This is a genomic window from Labrys okinawensis (assembly GCF_047345005.1).
In the GTDB taxonomy this organism is placed as follows: domain Bacteria; phylum Pseudomonadota; class Alphaproteobacteria; order Rhizobiales; family Labraceae; genus Labrys; species Labrys okinawensis.
Genome location: NZ_CP178864.1, coordinates 5,084,312 through 5,106,427 on the forward strand (window position 1 = coordinate 5,084,312; position 22,116 = coordinate 5,106,427).

The window sequence follows — 22,116 nt, forward strand, 5'->3', positions numbered from 1 at the left end:
TGCCACTCAGGCGCTTACTGTCCCGGTAGTGGGCGTGCTGGCCTGGTCGGCAGCGCGGATAGGAAGGCTGAACGTTATCGCTGCCCCCCCCGTATCGACATTTTCCGCCCAAAGCCGTCCGCTGTGCGCCTCGACAATCGAGCGGCAGATTGCCAGGCCCATTCCCATTCCATCCGGCTTGGTTGTGTAGAACGCCTCGAAAATCCGTTCCGGATTCCTAAGCCCGCGGCCGTGATCTCGCACTTCCACCTCGACTGTTCCGTCACCCTGATGTCGCGACATTATCCGCAGGCATCGCACGTCAATACTGACGTCCTGCATCGCTTCGATGCCATTGCGCATAAGGTTGAGGACGACCTGCTCCATCTGAACGTGATCGGCAGCCGTAGCGGGAAGGCTGGGATCGAGGTGAAGGTCCAGCTTGACGCTGCTCGAGGCGAGCCTGTCACCCAGGAGATCGCACACTTCGTGGATCACCGCGTTCAGATCGATCGCATGCAATTCACCTTCTGTCTTGCTGAACAGCGCCCTGATGCGGCTGATCACCTGCGCCGCCGCATCGGCGTTTCTGGTGATTTTTTGAGCGACCCGGATGGCGTGATTGAAGTTTGGTGGATCGGCGTTCAGCCATCTCTGGAACGCGCCGGCGTTGGCCACCACCGCCTGCAGCGGCTGGTTGAGTTCGTGCGCAATGGACACCGACAGTTCGGACAGGCTGGCAAGGCGCAAGGCTCGCGCGAGCCGCTCGTCGGTCAGACGCAGGGATTCCCGGGCGCGGACCTCGTCGTCGATGTCAAAGTTGACGCCGTACCAGCGAAGAATAGTGCCATCTTCGTCGCGCAGGGGTTCGAAGCGCGAATCGATCCAACGATATTCGCCATCCCTCCGGCACAGCCGCCCTTTGTGCTGGAGTGACTCTCCACGGGCAAAGGACTTCTGAAACACTGCCTTGACGGCCGTCCGGTCATCGGGATGGAACAACTCCACGTGCGAGGCGAATTGCCGGGTGCCTCGCGGTTCCTCCTTGGCCGAATCGATGCCGGCCCAGTCGACGAAGCGCTTGTTGAAATAGTACGGCAATCCCGCGGGCGTCATCAGCCAGATCATAGTGGGAACCGTGTCGACCAGCAGCCTGAGCTCCCTCTCGCTCTGGCGAAGCGCGGCTTCCGCCTTACGGCGGTCGTCGATATCCTCGGTATGGCCATACCAGCCAACAATTCGCCCCCGCTCATCCCGCACGGCAACACCCGTATCGCGAAACCATCGATAGGTTCCATCGAACCGGCGCAAACGCCGTTCCGCGATCATCGGCTCGCCCGTCTCTAGGCTGTGGCGCAATTGCACCATGGTCGTCTCGACATCGTCGGGATGGACAAACCTCCGCCACCAGGAAAAATCGTCGGCATCCGTGATCTCGCGCATTTCTTCGGTCGTAACGCCAACGTACTCGAGGGCTGCGGAATTGAGGAACCGAAGGCGCCCATCTGGATAGGCGGACCAACCGAGGCCCGGAATGTCGGTTATATTGGGCCCGGCACCTTGATATACCCGGTCGTAGAAGCTGATCGTTCTGAAGATTTTGACCACCAGCCACAATCCAAGCGCTCCAGCAATAAACGCCGCGAGCTTGACCGGACTGTTTTCTGCCGCGTATTCCGGCGACAGCAGGATAAAAGCTGCAAGGAAGCTGGCCGCTGCAACCGCCGCCAATCCCGCCTTCCAGCCGACACAGATGCACACGGCAGTAACAGCGACTAGCAGGACCGATGGCTCGTTGGCGAACCATGCAAGCAGGACGCTTGCCGCTCCTATCGCCGCAGCCGCGATGCGGCGCTGATGCGATGACGTCAGTTCCATTCGAGACCTCTCGAGAACCGGCGTTCGGCTCGCTGTCGCGGTCCCGTTTAATGAGTTAATTGTGCCCCGGTCCCTGGTCGTGCGGCTGTCTTCCCCCCAGCGGAAGCCATCTTCAACAGGCACCGGATATCGGCTGGAAGCGACTGGCAGACGTTGAACAGATCAGAGAGGGACCGCGCTTTCATCTTCTTCATCATATTGCTGCGATGAAGCTTCACAGTGATTTCGCTGATACCCAGCTCGTAGGCGATCTGCTTGTTCATCGCACCGGATACCACAAACTTCAGAACCTCCCGCTCGCGGGGGGTAAGTATCTGATACTGGGCGGTGTTCTTCCGGGTTACGGCTGAGGCCTCTCTTCGAGCGGTGTCAGCCTCGATGGCTGTAGACACAGCATCCAGGAACGTCTGGTCGCGCACCGGCTTGGTCAGGAAATCCAGTGCGCCCGCCTTCATCGCTTCGACGCTCATGGCAATGTCACCATGCCCCGTCAAGAATATGATCGGCGTCAGTATGTCTTTGGTTGCAAGGAGCTGCTGAAGGTCCATGCCGCTCAGACCCGGCATTCGCACGTCTAGAACGAAACAGCCAGGACGGTCTGGTAGCTTCGCGTTGAGCACTTCCTGGGCCGAGGAAAACGATATCGAGTCGATCCCAACTGAACTCAGTAACTCTTGCAGGGAATCGCGAACTTCCGCGTCGTCGTCGACCAGAACCGTTAGAGGGCTATCTATGGTTTGCGAATTTGCCACGCCCATGGTCCCCCTCATGGCGATCTGCCGGATACGAATTGACCGTGTTCGTGCGGCAAGTATCAACCGCATATACGTCGCACGTCGACTGAACCGCGCTTGCGTCCGCCGCGAAAAAATGCGCCGAACCACCGAAAGCGAGGGGGAGCCCTCCGGTGTTATTGCAGTCTCCCACCCGCCTCGTGAAGTTACGGTGTGAGCACCGACCGTGCAAGATGATAAAGGATGATGGGGTCATAGAGAATTTGAGAGGCTGACCTAGACCTCGGTATAGGTTGCCGACCGTGGGTTGCGTGCTCAATCCCCGCCGAATTCAAAGCAGCGCATCGACATCAAGGGTCACGGGAGCTCGCGGCCAGAACGGACACGTATGGATCGCTTGAGTGCCTCGGCCCATTGATCGTTCTTGCCAATGGTTCATCATCTGGAACAAGAGCGCGACCCAGAGGTCCAAACGCCGGTCAATTCTCGATGGAAAAATCCCGCCCCACCCAGTCACTTCTCAACTGAAATCAACATGCGGGGCCGTCATCCGGTGCTTTCAGAGTCACCTACCACACGCAAAGCGTCACGATTACCTCCGTCAGGTGAGTATAGAGGTAGACGATAACTTTCCGGAGGCATTGCCAGCGCGAGATGGTTGTGTTTGCATTGAAGGTAAACTTGGTCGATCACTTCGTTTCTTGCCGGTGTCCGGCTGGCAGGATTGGCCACGGCGAACTGCAGCTCGATCTTGATGGCTGCGGCGTCTATCTCCTGCAATGCTACAACCGGCGGCGGTTCCATTACGATATGTCTGCAGGCCAGAAGCGCATTTCTCATCACATTTTCGATCACATTAGGCCTCTGCAAGGCGGCGATGCGTATCACCAGCGTCATTTGATGGGCCTCGTCGGGCCGGCTGCGATTGGTGAGGCCCAGCTTCGCTAAAACGCTATTTGGCAGGACAACGAGGTCGTAGGCACCGGTGAGCAGGTGCGTTGAGCGCCAGTTGGTCTCTACAACGCGTCCACTGGTGCCATCACCCAACTGAATCCAATCCCCGAGCGCGTATGGCCGCTCAAGGGTTAGGGCGATACTGGAGAAGACATCGCCGAGAGTGTTCTGCAGCGCCAGACCGATAATGACGGCGACGACGCCGGACGTCGCCACAAGCGTGCCAATCGGGGCATCGAAGACAAACCCAACTATCGAAAGCGTTACGCTGAGATAAACAACAGCGCTGACCAGATCGAGGAGCAGATGCGCCTCTCTCGGCCTGTGACCGTAGGCCATGTAGAGGCGCACAGCGCCGATAATGGTCCAGGCAAGGTGCATCCACCACAAGACCAGCGCCGATCTTCCGAGGAGTGCGCCGATCTCGTCAGCATTCGTTTGGTCAAGCCTATAGGGTGAGACATCGCCGACAACCAACGCAAGCGTCATGCCTGAGAAGAAAGCGATCTGCACCAGGAGGCGAGCGGTGTGGCGCCTTCGTCCCTGGAGGAGCCAGACCAGAATCCCGAAGAGTCCCATTGCGTTGATCAGGATGAGTGTCAGCTCGTGTTGGTCTCCAGGCATGGGGGTGTCTCTGACAGGAACGATTGCATGAAACCGGGCGCCAAACTTCCGCGGGGCGATTGCTGGGGTCTGCTATTGCCGAATGCGACTAGCGGGGTATCTATATGCAGCCTTAAAACGCCGGTGTGAGTGTCTCGGCAATCGCACGTCGAAGCCAGTCCTCGAACCGCGTCGGTGCGATGCGCGCACGGTCGTCCGGCTTGAGAGTGTTTTCCTGCAGAACCGCACCGAAATAGAGAGCCTCAGCATCCGCAATGACGGGTCGGGGATCCTCATTGGCCGCCAGGATCTCCCGGGCAAGGTCGCTGAGACGAAAGCGGTCCGGTCCGACCACCTCGATCTCCCCGTTCTGGGCACGCCCCAGCACGACATCCCGAAGGGCCAACGCCACATCGTCCGCAGCTATGGGCTGCACGTAGGCTGGCGACACCCGCAGTGTGTCGCCATCCGCATGGGCTTCCACAATGCCGTTGATATACTCGAAGAATGGTGCCGATCTGAGGATAGTGAAGGGAGCATTCGACGCACGAACCAAGTTCTCCTGTGCCATCTTCGCCCTGAAATATCCGTTCTCGGGAAGGCGATTGGTGCCGACCACAGACAGGACCACGTGATGCCGCACGCCGGCCGCCGCTTCCGCGGCCAGGAGATTCCGGCCCGAGATCTCGAAGAAGGCCAACGCGGCATTCTTCTTCAGCGACGGCGAGTTAGAAACGTCCACGACGATCTCGGCGCCGCTTAGCGCCTGGGCCAAGCCCTCGCTGGTGATCGTGCTGACGCCGGTCGAGGGTGAAGCGGAGACTACGTTGTGGTTATCCAGCCTCAGGAGAGTGACGAGCTTGGCACCGATCAAGCCAGTGCCTCCAACGACGACGATTTTCATGTTGTGCCTCCTGAAGGGTTCGATCTCGACAAGAGCGGACGCGCCCGCCTCAAATGTGGCTCGGCAGCGGCGCGGTTCCTTCGATCAAATTGTCGCGAGCGCTCCGGCGCAAGGCCCACAGGCACAGCAGGATGCCGAGCAGCGCTGGCAGGGTCACGCCAACAAAATCACGGGGGATCGCAGAGACGGGGCTGATGCAGACGGCAACCTCCCAGAAGTGGAAGAGGGCATGTGCCGAAAGCCAGACCGTGGCCGCCATCCACAAATCGATCCTCCTTGAGGGCTTGGCCATGCCGACCAGGAAGGCCAGCCCGAGGAACAGCTGGATCATGCCGATATCGCGGACGAAATGCTGGTTGAAGAAGCCCGTATCGGTCACGCCGGGAACAAGTTCGTACCAGGTGTACGGCACGATGATCATGACCACGCCGTTAACTGTCAGGAGGATGACATTGAACGAGACCATGGCATAGACAGCCATCCTCGTCAGTCGGCTGCTCAGCTGTGAATGCATGGGTAAATCCTCTCAAGTTCAATGGTTTCTGACAAGCACCTGCATAAGTTCCCCGGACTCGTGTTTGTGCGGCATAAAGGTCCAATAATGCTGAACATTGATCTTGCTCAGATCAGTCGTACGGGCACGGTTTTTTAGTTTAGGTGACGGTCAGAAGATAACAGAGGGGACACACTGCGGTCGATATATTGAATGGTTCAGCGTTGACCATACCAATGTATAGGGTAATCGGTTGCCTAGTCTTAGCCATCTCTAGAGAATATCAATGGCTCCTACCTTCGACGGCTGGCTATGGAAACAGCGAACAACCTGCCGGTAGTCATGGCGTCGGCTGCTCCAACAGCCGACGCCATGAGTATGGTCTCAGTTCCCAAGGGGGGTCGTCAGCTCTGTCTCGTTCGTGTCCACCACGAATACCGCGAGGAGCTTGGCCGGCTTGGTTTTGCTGGCATTGGCGCTAATGACGTGGCGCTCGCCGGGCAGTTCAGAGAAACTCTGTCCGGCCTGGTATACGGTCGCTGGTCCATCATTGACCTGGCTACGGATCGCCCCCTCAAGCACGGTCGCGTAGATGAAGGCTGATTTGGGATGCGTGTGGCCGGGAGAATAGCCGCCCGGCCCGTACTCGACGAGCACGCCCTTGATGCTCTTGCCGGGAATGTTCGGTAGTTCGTGCTGGTAGACGAGGGCCACTTTGGCGCTCTTTGACTGCGGCGCGGCCGCGAGCACGCTGCCGAACGGCAAGGTGGCAATAAGCAGCGAGCAGAGGATGCGTTTCATGGAGCCTATCCTTCGGGTTGCTGACGCGGGATCACGCTGCTGCCCGTGAGCGGCGAAGCCATTCGTCGAAACCGATATGGCCGAGGCGAGCCACACCCAGCGGCACAAGTGACAGTTCCTCGACCCGGCCGCCCCAATATCGGGCCTCAGGGTCACGTATCACCTCGCGCGGGTCGCCGACCGCCTTCAGATAGCGGGCAACAATTTCATTGAACGGTGCTCGCTCCGGGCCGGCGATCTCAACGATGCCGTTTCGCGGCGCCGCGAGAGCCGTATCTGCAACGACAAGCGCAACGTCGTCCGCGGCGATGGGCTGGAACAGACCCGGGGGAAGCCTGATCTTGTCTCCATCCATACTTGCATCGGCGATGCCGCCGAGGAATTCCATGAATTGGGTCGCGCGGATGATGGTGTAGGGGATACCCGACGCCTTGATTAGTTTCTCTTGCGCGACCTTTGCGCGGAAATAGCCATTGTCTGCCGTCCGGTCGGTTCCGACGATAGAGAGCGCGATGTGGTGCCCGGTGTCCGCTGCGGCCTCGGCGGCGAGAAGATTTCGCCCGGAGGTCTCGAAAAATTCGAGGACTGCCCGGTCTTCAAACGAGGGCGAATTGGTAAGGTCGATTACCACCTGTGCACCGGAGATGGCCTCCCTGAGCCCCTCACCGGTAATACTGTTGACCCCGCTCTTGGGCGAAGCCGCGACGACCTCATGGCCGCGCTGGCGCAGATTGGCGGCAGTCTTGGAGCCGATGAGGCCGCTTCCGCCGATGATCACGATCTTCATATCTAAACTCCATTTCTTGTTTCGCCTGGTGTCAATTGAACGCAGTTACGACTATCGTAAATTAGTGTAAAAAACCGATTCGATATTTGAAAGACTGTAAACAGAAATTACGGCTACAGACAATTTTACAACAATACTATGACTTCATGTTGAAATCGAATAGATCTTTCTTTACAAAGATGGTTCAAATTTGTCAGAACGCGTTCTCTGGATTGTCAGATTATCTAATTTGACACAATAATACGGAGGTTTAGGTCCTTATATCCACCCGGATGGGGACCGGCGCGGGTCTGACCCCCGAAGAGTTGGCTCGGGCTGTCCAACTGCCCGCCCCGGGCGAAAGCCGCTGCCTCGCGGGTGGTCGGAGATGTGCCTTTGCGCTCTTGCAGCCACCCGTGCTCGTAGCTTTGCTGTCTTGACGGCTTCAAATCCGGATCAGAAGCAGTTCGCTGTACTAAGGCCCAGGTAGTCCCAACTCGGCGATCGCCCCACTCCCACCCGATCGGCGGATGGTCAACAAGTCGATAACCCATGCCAGACACGCGCAACTTCCTCGTCGCTATCAGGCTGGCTGCAGCACGCATCTGGATCAAGTCGTTGCGGGTCGTGCCCCAGCAAGCCGTCAGTAGTCCCAGGAGGCCGGTACCCAACGAAAGTGGTCGCCGTCGACCGCCACGTGGCATACGCAAGGGAACGGCAGGTGACTGGCCACTAGGGGTTCGCGGGTCGCCGCCAGCTCCCGCATAAGTTTGACCCGCACACGGGCCGCCTCATCGGGGTAGTGCTCGAAGCCGTTGTGCCAGTCTGGGTGATCGAACCCGACCGCGAACACGAGGTCCCCGGCGAAAGTCAGCCGGTCACTGCCGGAGGCCAGGCGGACCACGCTGTGTCCAGGGGTGTGGCCGCCAGTGCGACGGACAACCACGCCGGGCGCCACTTCATACTCTTCATCAAACGGCCGCAGGTGACTCTTGTACTCGTCCATGAACCGCTTGGCCGTGCGCCGAAGGACGTCCGGTATTGGCGGCGGCATGGAGGCCTGGGAAAAATCGGGCGACTCCCAGAACTTGAGCTCGGCGGCGGCCACGTGGATCCGTAGGTCTGGACGTAGCCGGTCCTTCACCCCGTCGACAAGCAGCCCGCCAATGTGGTCCATATGCATGTGGGTAAGCACCACGTCGGTCACGGAGGCGAGATCGATGCCGGCGGCCTCCAGTCGCGATACCACCTGCCCGGCCCGCGGGAAGTCTGGGAACTCCACGCCTAGGCCAGCATCGATTAGGATAGTTTGGTCGCCGCTATGCACCAGGACCACGTTCAGCGGCCAATCGAGCACGTCCGACGGCAGGAACATATTGTCCAGCCAGGCCGTTCGAACGGCCGGGTCGGCGTTGGTGGCCAAAACCGGGGCTGGAATTGGCATCACTCCATCGCTGACCACCAGCACTTCAATCTTGCCGACCTGCAACGCGTAGCGCGACGGGACCAGTTCGTCGGGACCGGGTCTGCCAAGGTGTGAGGTGTTGTTCATGACCATGTTGGTCTCCCGCTGACCAACCCTAAGAGGTCTGGTTTCTGCATACGACATGATGCGCTCCTGTTTCGCGTGATCGAGACGTATCGGTCACCGGCCACGTCCCGACACTATGTTGAAGCGTGTCGGCGGTCGATCAGGCGAGGGGAGAGGCAAGTCTATACCTAGGAACAGGGCGGCTTATGCCTTCAATAGATCACAGCGAAGATTTGCTGGTGAAGAGGCTGCTATGAGCAAGCTGACACTTTCGCCCACCGAACGGTGCCCAACACTCCAGGTTGACTCGAAGTTGCTCGGGGGACTCGACGTCGAAAGCCTGGACCGGGAGAACCTAGGCCTCGCTCCCCTCGCGCACATCGGCGGGCAGCGCCTCCCAGACGCGAACGAGTTCGCCGGCGGAAGTAAACTGCATCTTGCGCATGACATTGCTACGGTGGAGCTTGACAGTGATCTCGCTGATGCCGAGGTCGAAAGCGATCTGCTTGTTGAGCCGGCCGACGGCGACTTCCCGCAGCACCTGACGTTCGCGGGGAGTAAGCAAGGCGAGCTTGCCTAGCTGCTCCTTTACGAATCGCGAATGCGCCCGCTGTTTTATATCGCGCTCGATGCCCACCGCGATCGCGTCGAGCAGTATCTGGTCGCGCACCGGCTTGGTAAGGAAATCAACCGCGCCCGCCTTCATCGCTTGCACCGACATCGGAATGTCGCCATGGGCGGTGAGAAAGACGATCGGCTTGGCATCGCCACTTTCGGCTAGGCGACATTGAAGATCCAGCCCGCTCAGGCCCGGCATTCGCACATCGGAGACAACACAGCCTGGCCGATCCGGGAGCTCGGCCTCGAGCAAATCACGCGTGGAGGCGAAGCTGATCGCGTCGAGGCCCGCCGACAGGGTGAGCTCATGCAACGCCTCGCGGATACTATCATCGTCATCCACGAGGATAACCAGCGGGCGATCCGCTTCGGCCTGATTGTCCACCGGCTGGGATCGGCGGAGCACTCTACTCTCATGGCTCACGCTCATGGGGAATTCTCCTTTTTAGTCAGAGCATCGCCAATCGCCGCGAGCAACTTCTGCCCGTCGAAAGGCTTGCGGAAGAACCGGTTGTGCTTTGCCTGCGGCAGCTCGGCGATCTCGTGCCGGCCGGTGATCAGGATCACCGGCAGGTCGGGGCGTCTCTCGCTCATCACGTGCTGCAACTCGAAACCGTCCATACTGGGCATGCCGATGTCCGTGATCAAACAGTCGATCTCAGACAAGGCATTGCTATTGAGCAGGGTTCGGGCCGACGCGAATGCTCGCACGGTGTGCCCTGCTGACTCGAGAAGCTCCTCGAGCGACTCGAGCACGCGCTGGTCATCATCAACGATCACTACAAGGGATTTCGGATTGGACATTATTACGAACTTCCTGAACGCCTGGAATGAGTGATAGGAATCTGCAGTTTTTCGGCGATCCGCACCAAGTCTGCGAGCGACGCCGCCTGCATCTTCTGCATGATCTTGCTGCGGTGCATTTCAATGGTGATCTCACTGATACCGAGTTCTGCGGCAGCCTGTTTGTTCAGGAGACCGCTGACCACCAGCGGCAGCACCTCGCGCTCCCGCGGCGTAAGGACTGTCAGGCGGCGAACAAGCTCGGTCCGCTCTGCTCGCGCCAATCGTTGAACGCGGTCCTGGTCGATCGCCGCCCGAACCGCGGCGATCAGATCGTTCTCCCCAACCGGCTTGGTGAGAAAGTCGACAGCGCCACCCAGAATAGCGCGCACCGATGATGGAATGTCGCCATGCCCCGTAATGAAAACGATCGGGGGATGAACGTCCGAGGATAGCTGCTTCTGGAACTCCAGGCCGTTGATGTCGGGCAACTCGACATCGAGGATCAGGCACGCGGGAAGATCGGGCTTCGCACAGGCGATATAGTCTGCGGCTGCAGCGAACATCTCGGCCCGCCATCCCCACGACTCCAGCAGCTCGCCGACCGCTTCGCGCACTCTGGTGTCATCATCCACCACGAAGACAATTTCCTCGCGCGGGTTCATGACGCCTCGCTCGCCACCAACGGCAGTGTGAAGGCGACGGTCGCCCCGCGCGTCTCGTTGTTAGCCATCCAGAGTCGGCCCCCATGTGCTTCGATGATCGAGCGGCAGATGGCGAGCCCCATGCCCATTCCTTGCTGCTTGGTAGTGAAGAACGGCTGGAAGAGGCGCTCAGCGTCCTTGAAACCCGTTCCAGAGTCACGAACCTCGACCCGTATTGCGTCGGGACCATCGCGGCATGCGCGGATCTGGAGCATGCGGGATCCGTCAACCACCGCGTCCATCGCCTCCATCCCGTTCCGGATCAGGTTCGCGAGTACCTGTTGTACCTGGACACGATCGAGCGCGACCGCCGGCAGGTCCTGCGCAAGATCTGTTTCGATGCGGATGCTCCTTGTTGCGATCTCGTCGGCCATCAGCCGACAGACTTCACCGATCACGTGACTGACTTCTTCCGGCGACCTGGCCTGCGGCGTGCGGCGGAAGAGGGCGCGAATGCGGCTGACAACATCTGCGGCCGAGTTGGCGTCGCGGGTGATGCGCTCGGCCGTGATCTTCGCGCGTTCGAGATTAGGAGGCTCGGCGGACAGCCAACGGTGACATGCGTGGGAATTGGCGACGATCGCCGCCAGCGGTTGATTCACTTCGTGGGCAATCGAGGCGGAAAGCTCCGCCAGGCTTGCGGCCCGTGTCGCCTGGGCAAGTTGGTCGGAGGCGCGCCGCAATGCCTCTTCGGCGTGTACTTGATCGTCTATGTCATGACAGAGGCCGAACCATTGGACAATTCGTCCGCTCTCATCCCGCATGGGGTCTGCGCGGCCCGACATCCAGCGATAGACGCCATCCGCGCGACGCAGGCGGTACTTCATGGCGAAGCGCTCGCCCGTGCGGAGACAGCGACCGAAAACGTCCCACACCGCCTGCATGTCGTCCGGGTGGAAGATCGTATTGAACATCACTTCCAGTTGGCGCTTGTCCTCCAGATTCATGCCGAGAAAGTCCGCCATATGCCTGTTGGCGAGAGTGGTCTCCCCGTCAGGGGCCACGCGCCAGAGGTTGCTTGGAACCATATCCACGAGCAACGAGAGCTCCCGCTCTCGCTCGCGCAACGCCTCCTGCGCACGCATCTCATCGTCGATGTCGATGGAGACGCCGTACCATTGCGCGACTGCACCATCATCGTCATGCCGCGGCTCCACCCTGCACTCCGCCCAACGATAGGCACCATCTTTCTCACGCCAACGAAACCGCATCACGGAGGCGTTGCCAGTTTCAAAGCATTTCCGCAGCGTGCGCTGCACCTCGGGAGCGTCTTCGGGATGGATCAACTCTTGCGCCAACTTCTCGATGTCCGGCTCCTCGAGAGGTTCGAAGTTCGGGACAAGGGCGCGGAAATGGTCCTGGTATCGCTTGTTGAAGTATAAGGGCCCGCCCGTTGGTGTCGCGCTCCAGATCCGGATCGGAAGTGCGTCGAGCATCTGCTGAAGCGCCCGTTCACTTTCGCGCAATGTGAGCACCGCCAGCTGGTGCTGTCGGGATATGGCGGCCACGATGAGCGCCGAAAATGCCGAGATGGCCAGAAAGAGCTGCAGCATGATCTGCGTGTGTCTTTCGGAGTGGGGAGCGCCGACAAATTGACTGGCGCCGGATATCGTGAACAACGCCGTGATCAGAGCGAGGAGCGTCAACGCGACGGCGGCACCTCTGAACTCAAAGCGTGCTGCGGCCCAAAGGAGAGGCGGCATGATGATGAACGCGAAGGGTAGGTAACCGCTTAAGGAAAGGGCGGCGACACCGAGAAAGATCAGCCCGAGGACGCAAGCTTCCACCCATCGCGCGACCGAGAGCTGGGACTTGCTGCGCCAGTTCTGGAATACGACCAATGCCAGTGGTGCTACGATCAGGACCCCGGTGGCGTCTCCGATCCACCATAGAGGCCAGGCGGCCGTGAAAGTTTGCGATTGCATGCCAAACCATGCGAGCGTGGCACTTCCTATCGTCGCGCTTACGACGGGCGCAATTCCGCCGGCCAGTGCAACGAATGCGAGAACCTCCTGCAAGGTTTCCAGCCGAACGGGTGACCTGCAGGTCCGCTTCACGAGCCAAGCTCCGGCTGCCGCTTCGAGAGCATTGCCGACATAGATCAGGATGGCAGCGGCCAGTGGACTGTGGAACCACAAGAAATTGCTGAACAATTCAGCCAGACAGCCGCCCAAGACCCACCACGGCCAACTGTACCTGGGAGCAAGGAGAAGCACAGCGATGAAGAGCCCGCTCGGAGGCCAAATGGAAATTCCCGTTCCAGGTACGATTGCGAGCGACTGAGCGAACCCACAGCCCAAGACATAGGCTGCTAAAAAAAGCCCTAGTGCCAAGAAGTGGGGCCGGTGCGACCAGACGTTGGACAACAAAGTTCTTTCAGGATCAGTAATCGAGTCGTCGTGAGACGCGCCGAGTTCATTTGGAGCGAGAGGTCGACCAATTCCTTGCGATTCCGGTCTAGATCGGTCCAGGTCCGGGTTGAGCGCCCGCGTTGCTTCGAAGTCGGTCTTGCCAAATGAGTTGGGCGCGGTCGTCATTGGCTTCTCCTGCCGGACAAAGAAAGCCTGGAGCCTATCAGCGCCGTGTATAGCACTTGTGCTCAGAGTCAGGATCTGGGCTAGCAAGCTTAGGTCACTATCCTAGTCCTGCCGAACCGCAGCCGCACCTTATGGAAATCCATGTAATGCAAGCAGGTATGGCCAGATGCGGCACTGCTTGGCCGGCGACGCAAGTCCGGCGCAGTCGCTGCTTGTGACACGAGCACTGATTCCGGCGGCAGTCGTCCACTTCCCTGAGCGAGTGTTTCATGCAGTTCCCGCGCTCATAACCTTCTCATCTTGGGCTCCTCCCACTGAAGTCGAAACGCACCCAACGATCGGCGATGGGGACCTATACCTAGGCGTGATACCGATCATCTCATCGAAGGTTCACCCTCTGACCATCGATTGTTTCTGCAATCAATGGACGGCAGGGTTCGGCTTGGGGAATTGAAAGGAGGCGAGAATCGTTTGGGGGACTTTGTCACTCCGGTGACGTGGTCGTTTCTTCCCGGCCCCGGTTTCCCTTTTGCATGCTGTCCGCCACCGCCGGTTTCATCCCTTGCAACGGGTGTCCGAATATGTCCGAGCAAAGCAACAAGTCAGCTTCGATCAATGCGCAACCGGCTGCGGATGCAGATGCTTCGGTTGCCCCTGAGGTCAGTCCATCGCAGGCACCTCCGGACTCGAGCCCGGCGCCACAGAAGGCCGGAAAGGCTTCCTGGCAGCGAAAGCTGCTGGTGCGTGCGGTTTGTGTTGCAGTGCCGGTCGGCCTTCTCGCGTTCGGCGTCCCGTGGCTCCAGGAGATGCTGAGCACTGCCTCCACGGACGATGCATTCGTGAATGGGCATGTGACTTCTGTTGCCCCGCGCGTGGCAGGACAGATTTCCCGCGTTCTGGTGGATGATAACAACCGGGTGCACCAGGGCGATCTCCTCGCCGAGTTGGATAAGGAGCCGTACCAGGTCATCGTCTCCCAGAAGCAGGCGGCCGTCGACACCGCTCAGGCGGACCTGCAGGCGGCGACGGCCGCCGTGCGCGCGATTGAAGCGGAAGCAAGGAGCAGGCGCTGGAACCTGCAACATGCCGTGCAGGACGTGGATAACCAGGTCGCGCTTCTGCACGCGCGAGCTGCCGTGGTGGACAAGAGCAAGGCTGCGCTGGCTCTGGCGCAGATCGAGTTCGACAGGGCGCGACGACTGGTCCCCGCGGCCGACGTGTCGCGCGCGGTCTATGACCAGCGGCAGGCGCAGCTAACCGCGGCCGGCGCCGAACTAGCCCAAAGCATGGCTGAAGCACAGCAGGTCCGCGTCTCGCTCGGGTTGCCGGCGCAACCTGACGGAGGGGGCGATCTCAACCAGGTGCCGCCCGATCTCGACGAGACTTTTTCGTCCGTCCTCGAGGCACAGGCGGGGCTCATCCAGAGTGCCGCCCAGCTCGGCGTCGTGCACTCGTTCAACCAGAGCCCGAAAGCGATGCTCGACCAATTCGAAAAACTGGGCGACATCGACAAGACGTTTGACCAGTACGAAGCCAATGCCCCAGCTGTCAGCCAGGCGGAGGCAAAACTCGAAGCGGCCAAACGCGAACTCGCTCAGGCCGAGCTGAACCTGCGTTACTGCGACGTCGTCGCGGAGATCGACGGCGTTGTTACGCGCCGCAACGTCAATCCCGGCAACTATGTACAGGTCGGCCAGAACCTGATGGCGGTTCGCTCGCTCAACGAGATCTGGGTTGACGCGAACTTCAAGGAGACGCAGTTGGGCGACCTTCGCATCGGGCAACCTGTCGACCTGTACGTCGACATGTATGGCGGCAAGCGCGCCTTCAAGGGCCGGGTCGCCGGATTCACCATGGGAACTGGATCGACCCTGGCATTGCTGCCGCCCCAGAACGCCACGGGCAATTTCGTCAAGGTGGTCCAGCGACTGCCGGTTCGGATCGATCTCGTCGATTACAATGCCGACCAGACACCTCTGTTCATCGGCACATCTGTCGTCCCGTATGTTCGTATCAATGAGCCGGCCACCGGACCCGACGCCGGCAAGTTCCTCCAGTCCGCTGCAACGGCCAGCGCGCCGGGAGCAGGGCAATGACCGACACCGCCCTGTCGCCATCGTTGCCCAGTTCCCGGCCCCGCCGGGCTATCAATCCTTGGGTGGTCGCCACGGTTGTCGTGATACCAACCTTCATGGAAGTGCTCGACACCACGATTGCGGTCGTGGCGCTGCGCTATATCGCCGGCGGGCTGTCCGCCACCGTGGATGATGGCGAGTGGGTGATCACGAGCTACCTCGCCGCCAACGCGATCATCCTGCCCATCACCGGCTGGCTGATCGCCCATCTTGGACGTCGCAACTACTTCCTGCTTTCAATCGCCATATTCACCCTCGCCTCTGGGCTGTGCGGGATGGCCACGGGGCTCGGACAACTGATCCTGTTCCGTGTCCTCCAGGGTCTTGCCGGCGGCGGTCTCCAGCCGTCGAGCCAGGGTGTGCTATTGGATGCCTTCCCGGTCGAGCGGCAGGGCATGGCGATGACGCTGTTCGGCCTTGCCGCGCTGATCGCACCCGTCGTCGGTCCGACGCTCGGTGGCTGGATAACCGATAGCTATTCCTGGCGATGGGTGTTCTGGATCAATGTACCGGTTGGCCTCCTGGCCCTGGGTGCATGCGCCATCACGCTGCGGGATCCCGATTACCTCACAGAGCAGCGCACGGAGTTGCGCAAGCAACCATTCAGCTTTGACGCTGTCGGCCTGTCGCTTCTGGTTGTCGTCGTTGTCTGTTGGGAGGTGGTGCTCAGCAAGGGTCAGGAATGGGACTGGCTGGGGGACCCCTTCTGGCGCGTGCAGATGCTCGCGATCCTGTTCACCGTCGGCTTGGCCGGGTTGATCGTCTGGGAGCTGAATCATCCTAATCCAGTGGTCAATTTCCGGCCGTTGCGCGAGCGCAATTTCATCGCCTGCTGTGTCATCATCTTTTGCGCTTACGCAGTGCTGTATGCTGCCAGCACCTCGTTGCCGGCCTTGCTGCAATCGCTGTTCGGCTACGACGCATTGAGCGCCGGGCTGGTCATGTCGCCGGCCGGCTTCTTTGCCGTCATCGCCATGCCGTTCGTGGCGCGCCTGCTCGGTCGTGGAACCGACGCGCGGTGGGTGATTGCCGCGGGTCTCCTGACCATGGCCGCCGGAAACTACTGGATGTCGCAGATGAACCTGGACATCAGTCCAGGGCAGGCCATCTGGCCGCGCGTGGTGCTGATCGTCGGGCTTGCCATGTGCTTCGCCCCCGCGAATGTGGCAGCTTACCTCTATACGCCGCTCGCGTTACGCGGGGCAGCGGTTGGCCTGCTGAGCCTCCTGCGCAATGAAGGCGGCAGCGTAGGGACCTCGCTGGCCCAGACGATGCAGGAGCGCCGCGACCAGTTCCACAGCCTCCGGCTTGGCGAATGGCTCGACCCCTTCAACGCGACTGCGCGTTCGTTCCTCGAAGAGGCTTCTGGAGCATTCGTGCAGCAGACCGGCGATCCGATCGCCGCGCAGCAACTGGCCTTGCAATCGCTCGCAAACCTGCGCCAGCAACAGGCATCGTCGCTCGCCTACTTCGATGTCTTCTGGGTGCTGGCCGTCGTCATGGTCGCGCTCCTGTTCGCCGTGCTGCTGATGAAACGCTCCGTCGCGGAGAAAGGCACGCGGATTGGATCCGAATAAGGCGGGCACATATCGCTCAAGCCGTATCGCACCACCTTCGCCGAGCCGATGAGATTCGATCTAAATCTGGACGGTTATGAGAAAATTGGCTGCGGGTGCTTGCAACGCTCGTTTCTTGCGACTGGTCGTCAAGGGACTGCCAAAATCAGCCGCTATGCGAACCCAGCGGCTAGTTTTTCCATAGCCGTTGTTGCGCCCAGACGGCCAATCCGTTTCAAGGCGCCGTGACCGCCAGGCAGACATTGGCCTCGCTACCTGCGTCGTCGGTTGTCGATCCTTAGCGGTCGGCCGCCGCAAGTACCGGGCGGCCCGTCTTCCGCACACATACGCCCGAGCCACATCACTGACAACGAAGTAGCGGCGCTCCGCATTCAGATATGCTCGACGTCGGTATGGCTTGGTCTAACCATCGGTATGACTTCGTCTAACCAAATGTCCTGCACGAACAAACACCGCGCAGAATGGGACGGCCCATCTCGAATTGCTACCTTTTGATTACTGGGGACTTGGCAACAAGAAGGTGAAATATCATGGACGTGTATGAGGCGGTCACGAGCCGACGGGCGGTGCGCAAGTTCACCGACCGCACTATCCCGAAAGAGGTGCTCGAGCGCGTGCTGTTCGCTGCGACTTGGGCGCCGTCCGGATCGAACCTCCAGCCCTGGAACACCTACGTGGTGACGGGATCGCCGCTTGCCGAGCTCAAAAAGCGCGCCGGGAAACGCGTGGCCGCACGCGACCCCTGGGACGAGCGGGAGTACGAGATGTACCCAGCCGAACTGAAGTCCCCTTACCGCGAGCGCCGATCCCGTTTCGGCCATGAACGCTACAGCGCACTCGGCATTAAGGACGGGGACTGGGAGGCAAGTCAGAGAGCTGCTTCCGCGAATTGGGACTGTTTCGGTGCGCCTGCCGCCCTGTTCTGCTATATCAACCGCGACCTGGGTCTACCCCAATGGGCCGACCTCGGCATGTATCTTCAGACCATCATGCTGCTGCTGCGGGGCGAGGGGTTGCACAGTTGCACCCAGATGGCGTGGTCAGTATATCGCAAGACCGTAGCGGAGATCCTGTCACCGCCCGAAGGGCTCATCCTGTTCTGCGGCATGTCGATCGGGTACGAGGACATCACAGAGTGTTTCACCCGCACGGGCCGGGCGCCGCTCAATGAGACCGTCACGTTCGTCGACACGCCTCCGCAGCAATTGGCGCAAACAGCGCGGGATGATTTGTTGCTAGGTGTATGAAACGATGCCCCTACCCTGCGAAGGTCGATTTGTGGGATGCAAAGTTCGCTATTCCGCAATAATCAGTGCCGGGATGCTCAACCACGATCGGTGGGCCCCTACCGACAGGACGAAGAGTGGCCGGTCAGACCTGTCAATCGTCGGCAGTATGGCTTTGCCGAGGCCGACCTCGTGAAGATGGGGACAACTGAAACACATGCGAGTCTATAGACGCAAAAACCGCCCTGATGGTCAGATCAGCACGGTTAGCGACGTATGATGGAAGTGGTTGCGGGGCCCGCAACACTCGATCCTTGAGACTGGTCCAAGACATTATACCAAGGGTCGCAGCATAGGCGATTTTGGTCGATAAAGGACTGACAATGAACATCGCTACGCGAATTGGCCAGTCCGCACCGAGTGTGCCACTGGCGCGCCAATCGTGACAATGACGGATTCTGTTTATCATCGCTCGCTTGCCTCTCAAAGCCAGCCAAGCTCCCCAGGGGCCTCAGCATACAGAGGCAAGATCTGTCGCGACAATTCTCCGATAGCCGCAAGAATGGAAGGTCCCAGCTTGAGGCGGGCCCTCGATCCATAGCGATATCTCGGCCTAGAAAGTCCGTTTCAATCGAATACCAGCCTGCCAGGCACTGACAGTTGGACTGAACTTCACCGGCCCATCATTCAGGTCCCACTCGCCATGCGTGTAAGCGACCTCAGCACCGGCGGTCAGGCCTTTGACGATCGTATACGTCAGATTGCCGGCGATCGAATATTCCTTGATCTGATAGCTTGCAATACCGAGCCAGTTATCAGACTTCATACCGATATAGCTGCCGACGAGATTGGCATTCAGCACGGGCGTGATATTCCCGCCAAGCTCTGCCACAACCGACCAGCCCTTGTCCGTGTCAAAACGACCAATGGCGCCTAGGCCGCCGATAATCGTCGGGGTGACTGGATAGAGATCCGCCGGAGAGGTTCCGAAGAACGTGTTGTTGGCGCCGAGATAATCCGCGGCGCCATCCGCGTATTGGCCTTCAACAATAAAGTGCCCGCCATCAACGAAGGGCAACTTGATCAATGCCGTGCCGCCGATCGCGTAGCCCCATTTGGTATCGCTGGGCAAGTTGATACTCGCGGTCGCGCCGCCTGCCGTGAGGGTCCATGTTGCAGCCGTACGATTCTCATGCAAGGCGCCCTGAACCGCGAGGGAGCCCCAGCTCTGGTCGAAGCGCAACTGGCCGACAACGTCCGGAACTTGCTGTCCCCCTTGGACCGAACCAATCGTAATTCCCGAAACTCCTGCGGATAGGGATGTGTATGCCGTGCCCAACGGGCTGTTCACGCGATGATCGCGACCGTCCTCCACCGACAACGTGGCGCTGAAGCCGCTACCGAACTGGGCCGTGTAGGCGACAAGGTTGGTGGTATTGGTTTCCGCATAGTATGGAGCCCAGATGGTGTCGCCGTACTCGTTGTCGTAGAAGCCAAAGAACGAATGAGCGTAACCAGCCGTTAGGCCGCCGAACTGGATAAAGGCCTTGTCGACGGTGAAGGTGTTGCCGTTGTAAGTGCCGCCGCGGCCCTGAGCCGAAATCGGATGGGAGTCGGCATCGATCTGGAAATAGGAGCGCAGCAGGCCGTAATCGGTCTGAGTGCGCGCGTCGAACCAGATGCGAGCTTGAGTATTGAAGGCCGACCGATCATCGTTTCTATTGAAACCGGCTCCCGAGATTGTGGTGCCGCCGTTGACACGATAGCCACTGTCGCCTCCGAACGCGCGGTAATCGGCGCGGATTTCGCCACCGATCTTGAGGCAGGTGTCGCTGCCCGGAATATAGAAGAAGCCGGGACCGAACGTTGAGCAGACCTTCACGTATTCAACGGCCTCGCCCTTCTCCATTGGAAGATCGGCAGCATATGCCACGCCAACACCTGCCAACGCCGCAGCAGCACCAAGAAGAACGGACCTGAACAACTCAACCTCCAGTTGTGTGTTTACAGTGACAGACTATGTGTTTCAAGCGCACCAAACACACAGATCTTAATCTGTTTAAGTTGGTGCTTTTGAAGCAGACTCCATGTGTCTTGCATGCACTACATTGTCCAAAATCCGGGAGACTGCAACGATGGAAGGGTGCGTAAACTATTCACCCTTCGGTTTGCCACCTTGGTGTCACAGAAAAGCCACAGGCTTCACGACAGCGGTGCCGTCCTCCATGACCAGAGGAGCCGAGCAGGCAATGCGAGGTTGCGGTTTCGATGTCCCGTCAGCTCAGCGTAAAGCGTGTCGAGAGTTGAAAGTTACAAGGACTGAGACGAGCTGAATGGTGCCCAGTAGGTACTTGCGAGCGGCTCTGTCGCAAACTGGATATCAACAATTGGCGCGGCTTGAGGTGACGCGGCCCCCTTCGTGGCGATCTGCGCCAATATGTTGCGGAGGTCGCGTGTCGATCGAGCCAGATGACCTCCCACTGAGAATTTCCTCCATCACAGATTAGAGTCTGGCCTGAGGTTGATCCGCCCCGCTCCCGCTATTCCTCTGATGCAGATTTTCTCGGCAGAGATCCGCGCCTAAGATAGACCCTGAGCACAAAAACCCGCAGTTCGGATGAGAGAGCACCTCTACAAGCCTCCGGACCCAGCGGACAAGATAGCGGCGCTACGGGGCGCAATGTTGCACCCCACTTCATGATTGGCCCTCTCTTTCCTGTCTGCGCCGCGATCAAGTCCGGCGGAAGGATTTCACTGGGATGTTTGCGCATAGACGGGATTGTCGCCAGCGGCTCGAGTCACGATGGCAAGCCGGCTAGGCGGCAATCGCATCCGCCATGGTCCAATAGTCAGATCGACGGCCAAATCTGGAAGCTCAAGCTCGTCGGACGCGAAAGCTTCAGGTGAATATAACTCGACCTGCATCACGCCAAATTAATCGACCTAAAGTGAATGGGCTTCAGCAAATATGCGTCCCGGGCATACTCAATGGAAATACGAGGTCGCTTCGCAAGGTAAATCGCCCTCAAGCAGAAATCTAGTACTCCTCGCGTACAATCGGTACCTAAAATTGATAAGAAAGCGTAATTGAGTATGGGTTTGCCTTCGCCCAGAAGGCCTGCTTGCTCGGCTTCCTCACCCAATTTATATACAAATGTGGAGTATCGATAGGAACGCGCATGAGCTTTCTAACAAAACACTTTATCGGAAATGCCCAAGATATTCTTGCGGTCGGCTGCATTCCCTTCGACTGGAGATTTCTTCAGACTGAGTTTCTGTCTGATCACCGATTGAAGGGCAGACAATTCCTTTGCGATTTGCTTCCTAAGGGTGGCATTGGCGCCGAGCTTGGCGTTTTCACGGGATTGTTCTCGACTATTCTGCTTGAGCGGGCCAAACCTAAGTCCGCCTATTTTGTTGACCCTTGGTGGCTGATCTTCGGAAAGTACTATCCCGATTGGGGCATCTATACTGCTAACGGCAGATTATCGACGAGTCGCGCCCACAGTGTAGCCTCGCGACGTATCGAAAAGTATGCGCAAGGTGCAAACGTGTCCGTGCTTGTCGACTATTCTGTGCCGTTTCTTGAGCGGCTTCCCGACGACCATCTCGACTGGGTCTATGTGGACTCTTCTCACTCCTACGACGGCACGGCCGAGGAACTCAACGTGCTGAAGCGCAAAGTAAAATCGGGAGGCATTGTTGCCGGTGATGATTGGCACGACGCTCTCGACCATCCCCACAGCGGGGTAGCCGTCGCGGTTGGTGAAGCAATCGGCACGGGCGCCTTCGAAATGATTGGCACATTTCCTGCGCTGCAATGGGCTATTCGTCGGCTCTAACCTCGCATCGTGCACTTCAACTGAGGCGTCTTCCCAGTTTCGGAGGAACTG

At 59.3% G+C, this 22,116-nt stretch carries 17 protein-coding genes; 4 read left to right on the plus strand and 13 right to left on the minus strand.

Annotation, left to right across the window (positions count from 1 at the left end; genetic code table 11):
- Positions 1-6 precede the first annotated feature (6 nt).
- The 12 genes from ACMDCR_RS23840 to ACMDCR_RS23895 all read right to left on the minus strand — a co-directional run bounded on the left by ACMDCR_RS23840 (position 7) and on the right by ACMDCR_RS23895 (position 13,114).
- On the minus strand, positions 7-1,857 hold the full coding sequence (locus ACMDCR_RS23840; protein ID WP_413989012.1) for a PAS domain-containing protein: 1,851 nt from the start codon (positions 1,855-1,857) through the stop codon (positions 7-9).
- A 47-nt stretch (positions 1,858-1,904) separates the two neighbouring features.
- Positions 1,905-2,615, minus strand: a complete 711-nt coding sequence (locus ACMDCR_RS23845) for a response regulator transcription factor (protein ID WP_413989013.1) — start codon at positions 2,613-2,615, stop codon at positions 1,905-1,907.
- Between the two features lie 522 nt (positions 2,616-3,137).
- Positions 3,138-4,169: a mechanosensitive ion channel family protein gene (locus tag ACMDCR_RS23850; protein ID WP_413989014.1), complete on the minus strand. Its 1,032-nt coding sequence runs from the start codon at positions 4,167-4,169 to the stop codon at positions 3,138-3,140.
- 112 nt (positions 4,170-4,281) lie between these two features.
- The gene (locus ACMDCR_RS23855) at positions 4,282-5,052 is read right to left on the minus strand and encodes an SDR family oxidoreductase (RefSeq protein WP_413989015.1); all 771 of its coding nucleotides are present in this window, start codon (positions 5,050-5,052) and stop codon (positions 4,282-4,284) included.
- A gap of 49 nt (positions 5,053-5,101) precedes the next feature.
- Positions 5,102-5,566: a hypothetical protein gene (locus tag ACMDCR_RS23860; RefSeq protein ID WP_413989016.1), complete on the minus strand. Its 465-nt coding sequence runs from the start codon at positions 5,564-5,566 to the stop codon at positions 5,102-5,104.
- A gap of 363 nt (positions 5,567-5,929) precedes the next feature.
- Positions 5,930-6,346, minus strand: coding sequence for a cupin domain-containing protein (locus ACMDCR_RS23865; RefSeq protein ID WP_413989017.1), 417 nt, complete (start codon positions 6,344-6,346; stop codon positions 5,930-5,932).
- 31 nt (positions 6,347-6,377) lie between these two features.
- The gene (locus ACMDCR_RS23870) at positions 6,378-7,133 is read right to left on the minus strand and encodes an SDR family oxidoreductase (RefSeq protein WP_413989018.1); all 756 of its coding nucleotides are present in this window, start codon (positions 7,131-7,133) and stop codon (positions 6,378-6,380) included.
- A 622-nt stretch (positions 7,134-7,755) separates the two neighbouring features.
- The gene (locus ACMDCR_RS23875; protein WP_413989019.1) at positions 7,756-8,721 is read right to left on the minus strand and encodes an MBL fold metallo-hydrolase; all 966 of its coding nucleotides are present in this window, start codon (positions 8,719-8,721) and stop codon (positions 7,756-7,758) included.
- 277 nt (positions 8,722-8,998) lie between these two features.
- A complete protein-coding gene (locus ACMDCR_RS23880; protein WP_413989020.1) occupies positions 8,999-9,691 on the minus strand; it encodes a response regulator transcription factor in 693 nt (230 codons plus the stop codon).
- The gene (locus ACMDCR_RS23885; protein ID WP_413989021.1) at positions 9,688-10,065 is read right to left on the minus strand and encodes a response regulator transcription factor; all 378 of its coding nucleotides are present in this window, start codon (positions 10,063-10,065) and stop codon (positions 9,688-9,690) included. The genes ACMDCR_RS23880 and ACMDCR_RS23885 overlap by 4 nt, the downstream gene beginning before the upstream one ends.
- A gap of 2 nt (positions 10,066-10,067) precedes the next feature.
- Positions 10,068-10,709 carry a response regulator transcription factor gene (locus ACMDCR_RS23890; protein ID WP_413989022.1) on the minus strand — a complete coding sequence of 214 codons (642 nt, stop codon included), beginning with the start codon at positions 10,707-10,709 and terminating at the stop codon, positions 10,068-10,070.
- Complete coding sequence (locus ACMDCR_RS23895; RefSeq protein ID WP_413993703.1) at positions 10,706-13,114, minus strand: MASE1 domain-containing protein; 2,409 nt, start codon at positions 13,112-13,114, stop codon at positions 10,706-10,708. The genes ACMDCR_RS23890 and ACMDCR_RS23895 overlap by 4 nt, the downstream gene beginning before the upstream one ends.
- Before the next feature lie 752 nt (positions 13,115-13,866).
- Here ACMDCR_RS23895 and ACMDCR_RS23900 point away from each other — a divergent pair.
- The 3 genes from ACMDCR_RS23900 to ACMDCR_RS23910 all read left to right on the plus strand — a co-directional run bounded on the left by ACMDCR_RS23900 (position 13,867) and on the right by ACMDCR_RS23910 (position 18,244).
- Positions 13,867-15,381 carry an efflux RND transporter periplasmic adaptor subunit gene (locus ACMDCR_RS23900; protein ID WP_413989023.1) on the plus strand — a complete coding sequence of 505 codons (1,515 nt, stop codon included), beginning with the start codon at positions 13,867-13,869 and terminating at the stop codon, positions 15,379-15,381.
- Positions 15,378-16,997, plus strand: coding sequence for a DHA2 family efflux MFS transporter permease subunit (locus tag ACMDCR_RS23905; protein WP_413989024.1), 1,620 nt, complete (start codon positions 15,378-15,380; stop codon positions 16,995-16,997). The genes ACMDCR_RS23900 and ACMDCR_RS23905 overlap by 4 nt, the downstream gene beginning before the upstream one ends.
- Positions 16,998-17,527: 530 nt before the next feature.
- Positions 17,528-18,244 carry a nitroreductase gene (locus ACMDCR_RS23910; RefSeq protein ID WP_413989025.1) on the plus strand — a complete coding sequence of 239 codons (717 nt, stop codon included), beginning with the start codon at positions 17,528-17,530 and terminating at the stop codon, positions 18,242-18,244.
- A gap of 592 nt (positions 18,245-18,836) precedes the next feature.
- Here the strand turns inward: ACMDCR_RS23910 and ACMDCR_RS23915 are convergent.
- The gene (locus ACMDCR_RS23915; RefSeq protein WP_413989026.1) at positions 18,837-20,207 is read right to left on the minus strand and encodes a porin; all 1,371 of its coding nucleotides are present in this window, start codon (positions 20,205-20,207) and stop codon (positions 18,837-18,839) included.
- Between the two features lie 1,195 nt (positions 20,208-21,402).
- Between ACMDCR_RS23915 and ACMDCR_RS23920 the strand changes: the two genes are divergently transcribed.
- Positions 21,403-22,065: a class I SAM-dependent methyltransferase gene (locus tag ACMDCR_RS23920; protein ID WP_413989027.1), complete on the plus strand. Its 663-nt coding sequence runs from the start codon at positions 21,403-21,405 to the stop codon at positions 22,063-22,065.
- Positions 22,066-22,116: the final 51 nt, after the last annotated feature.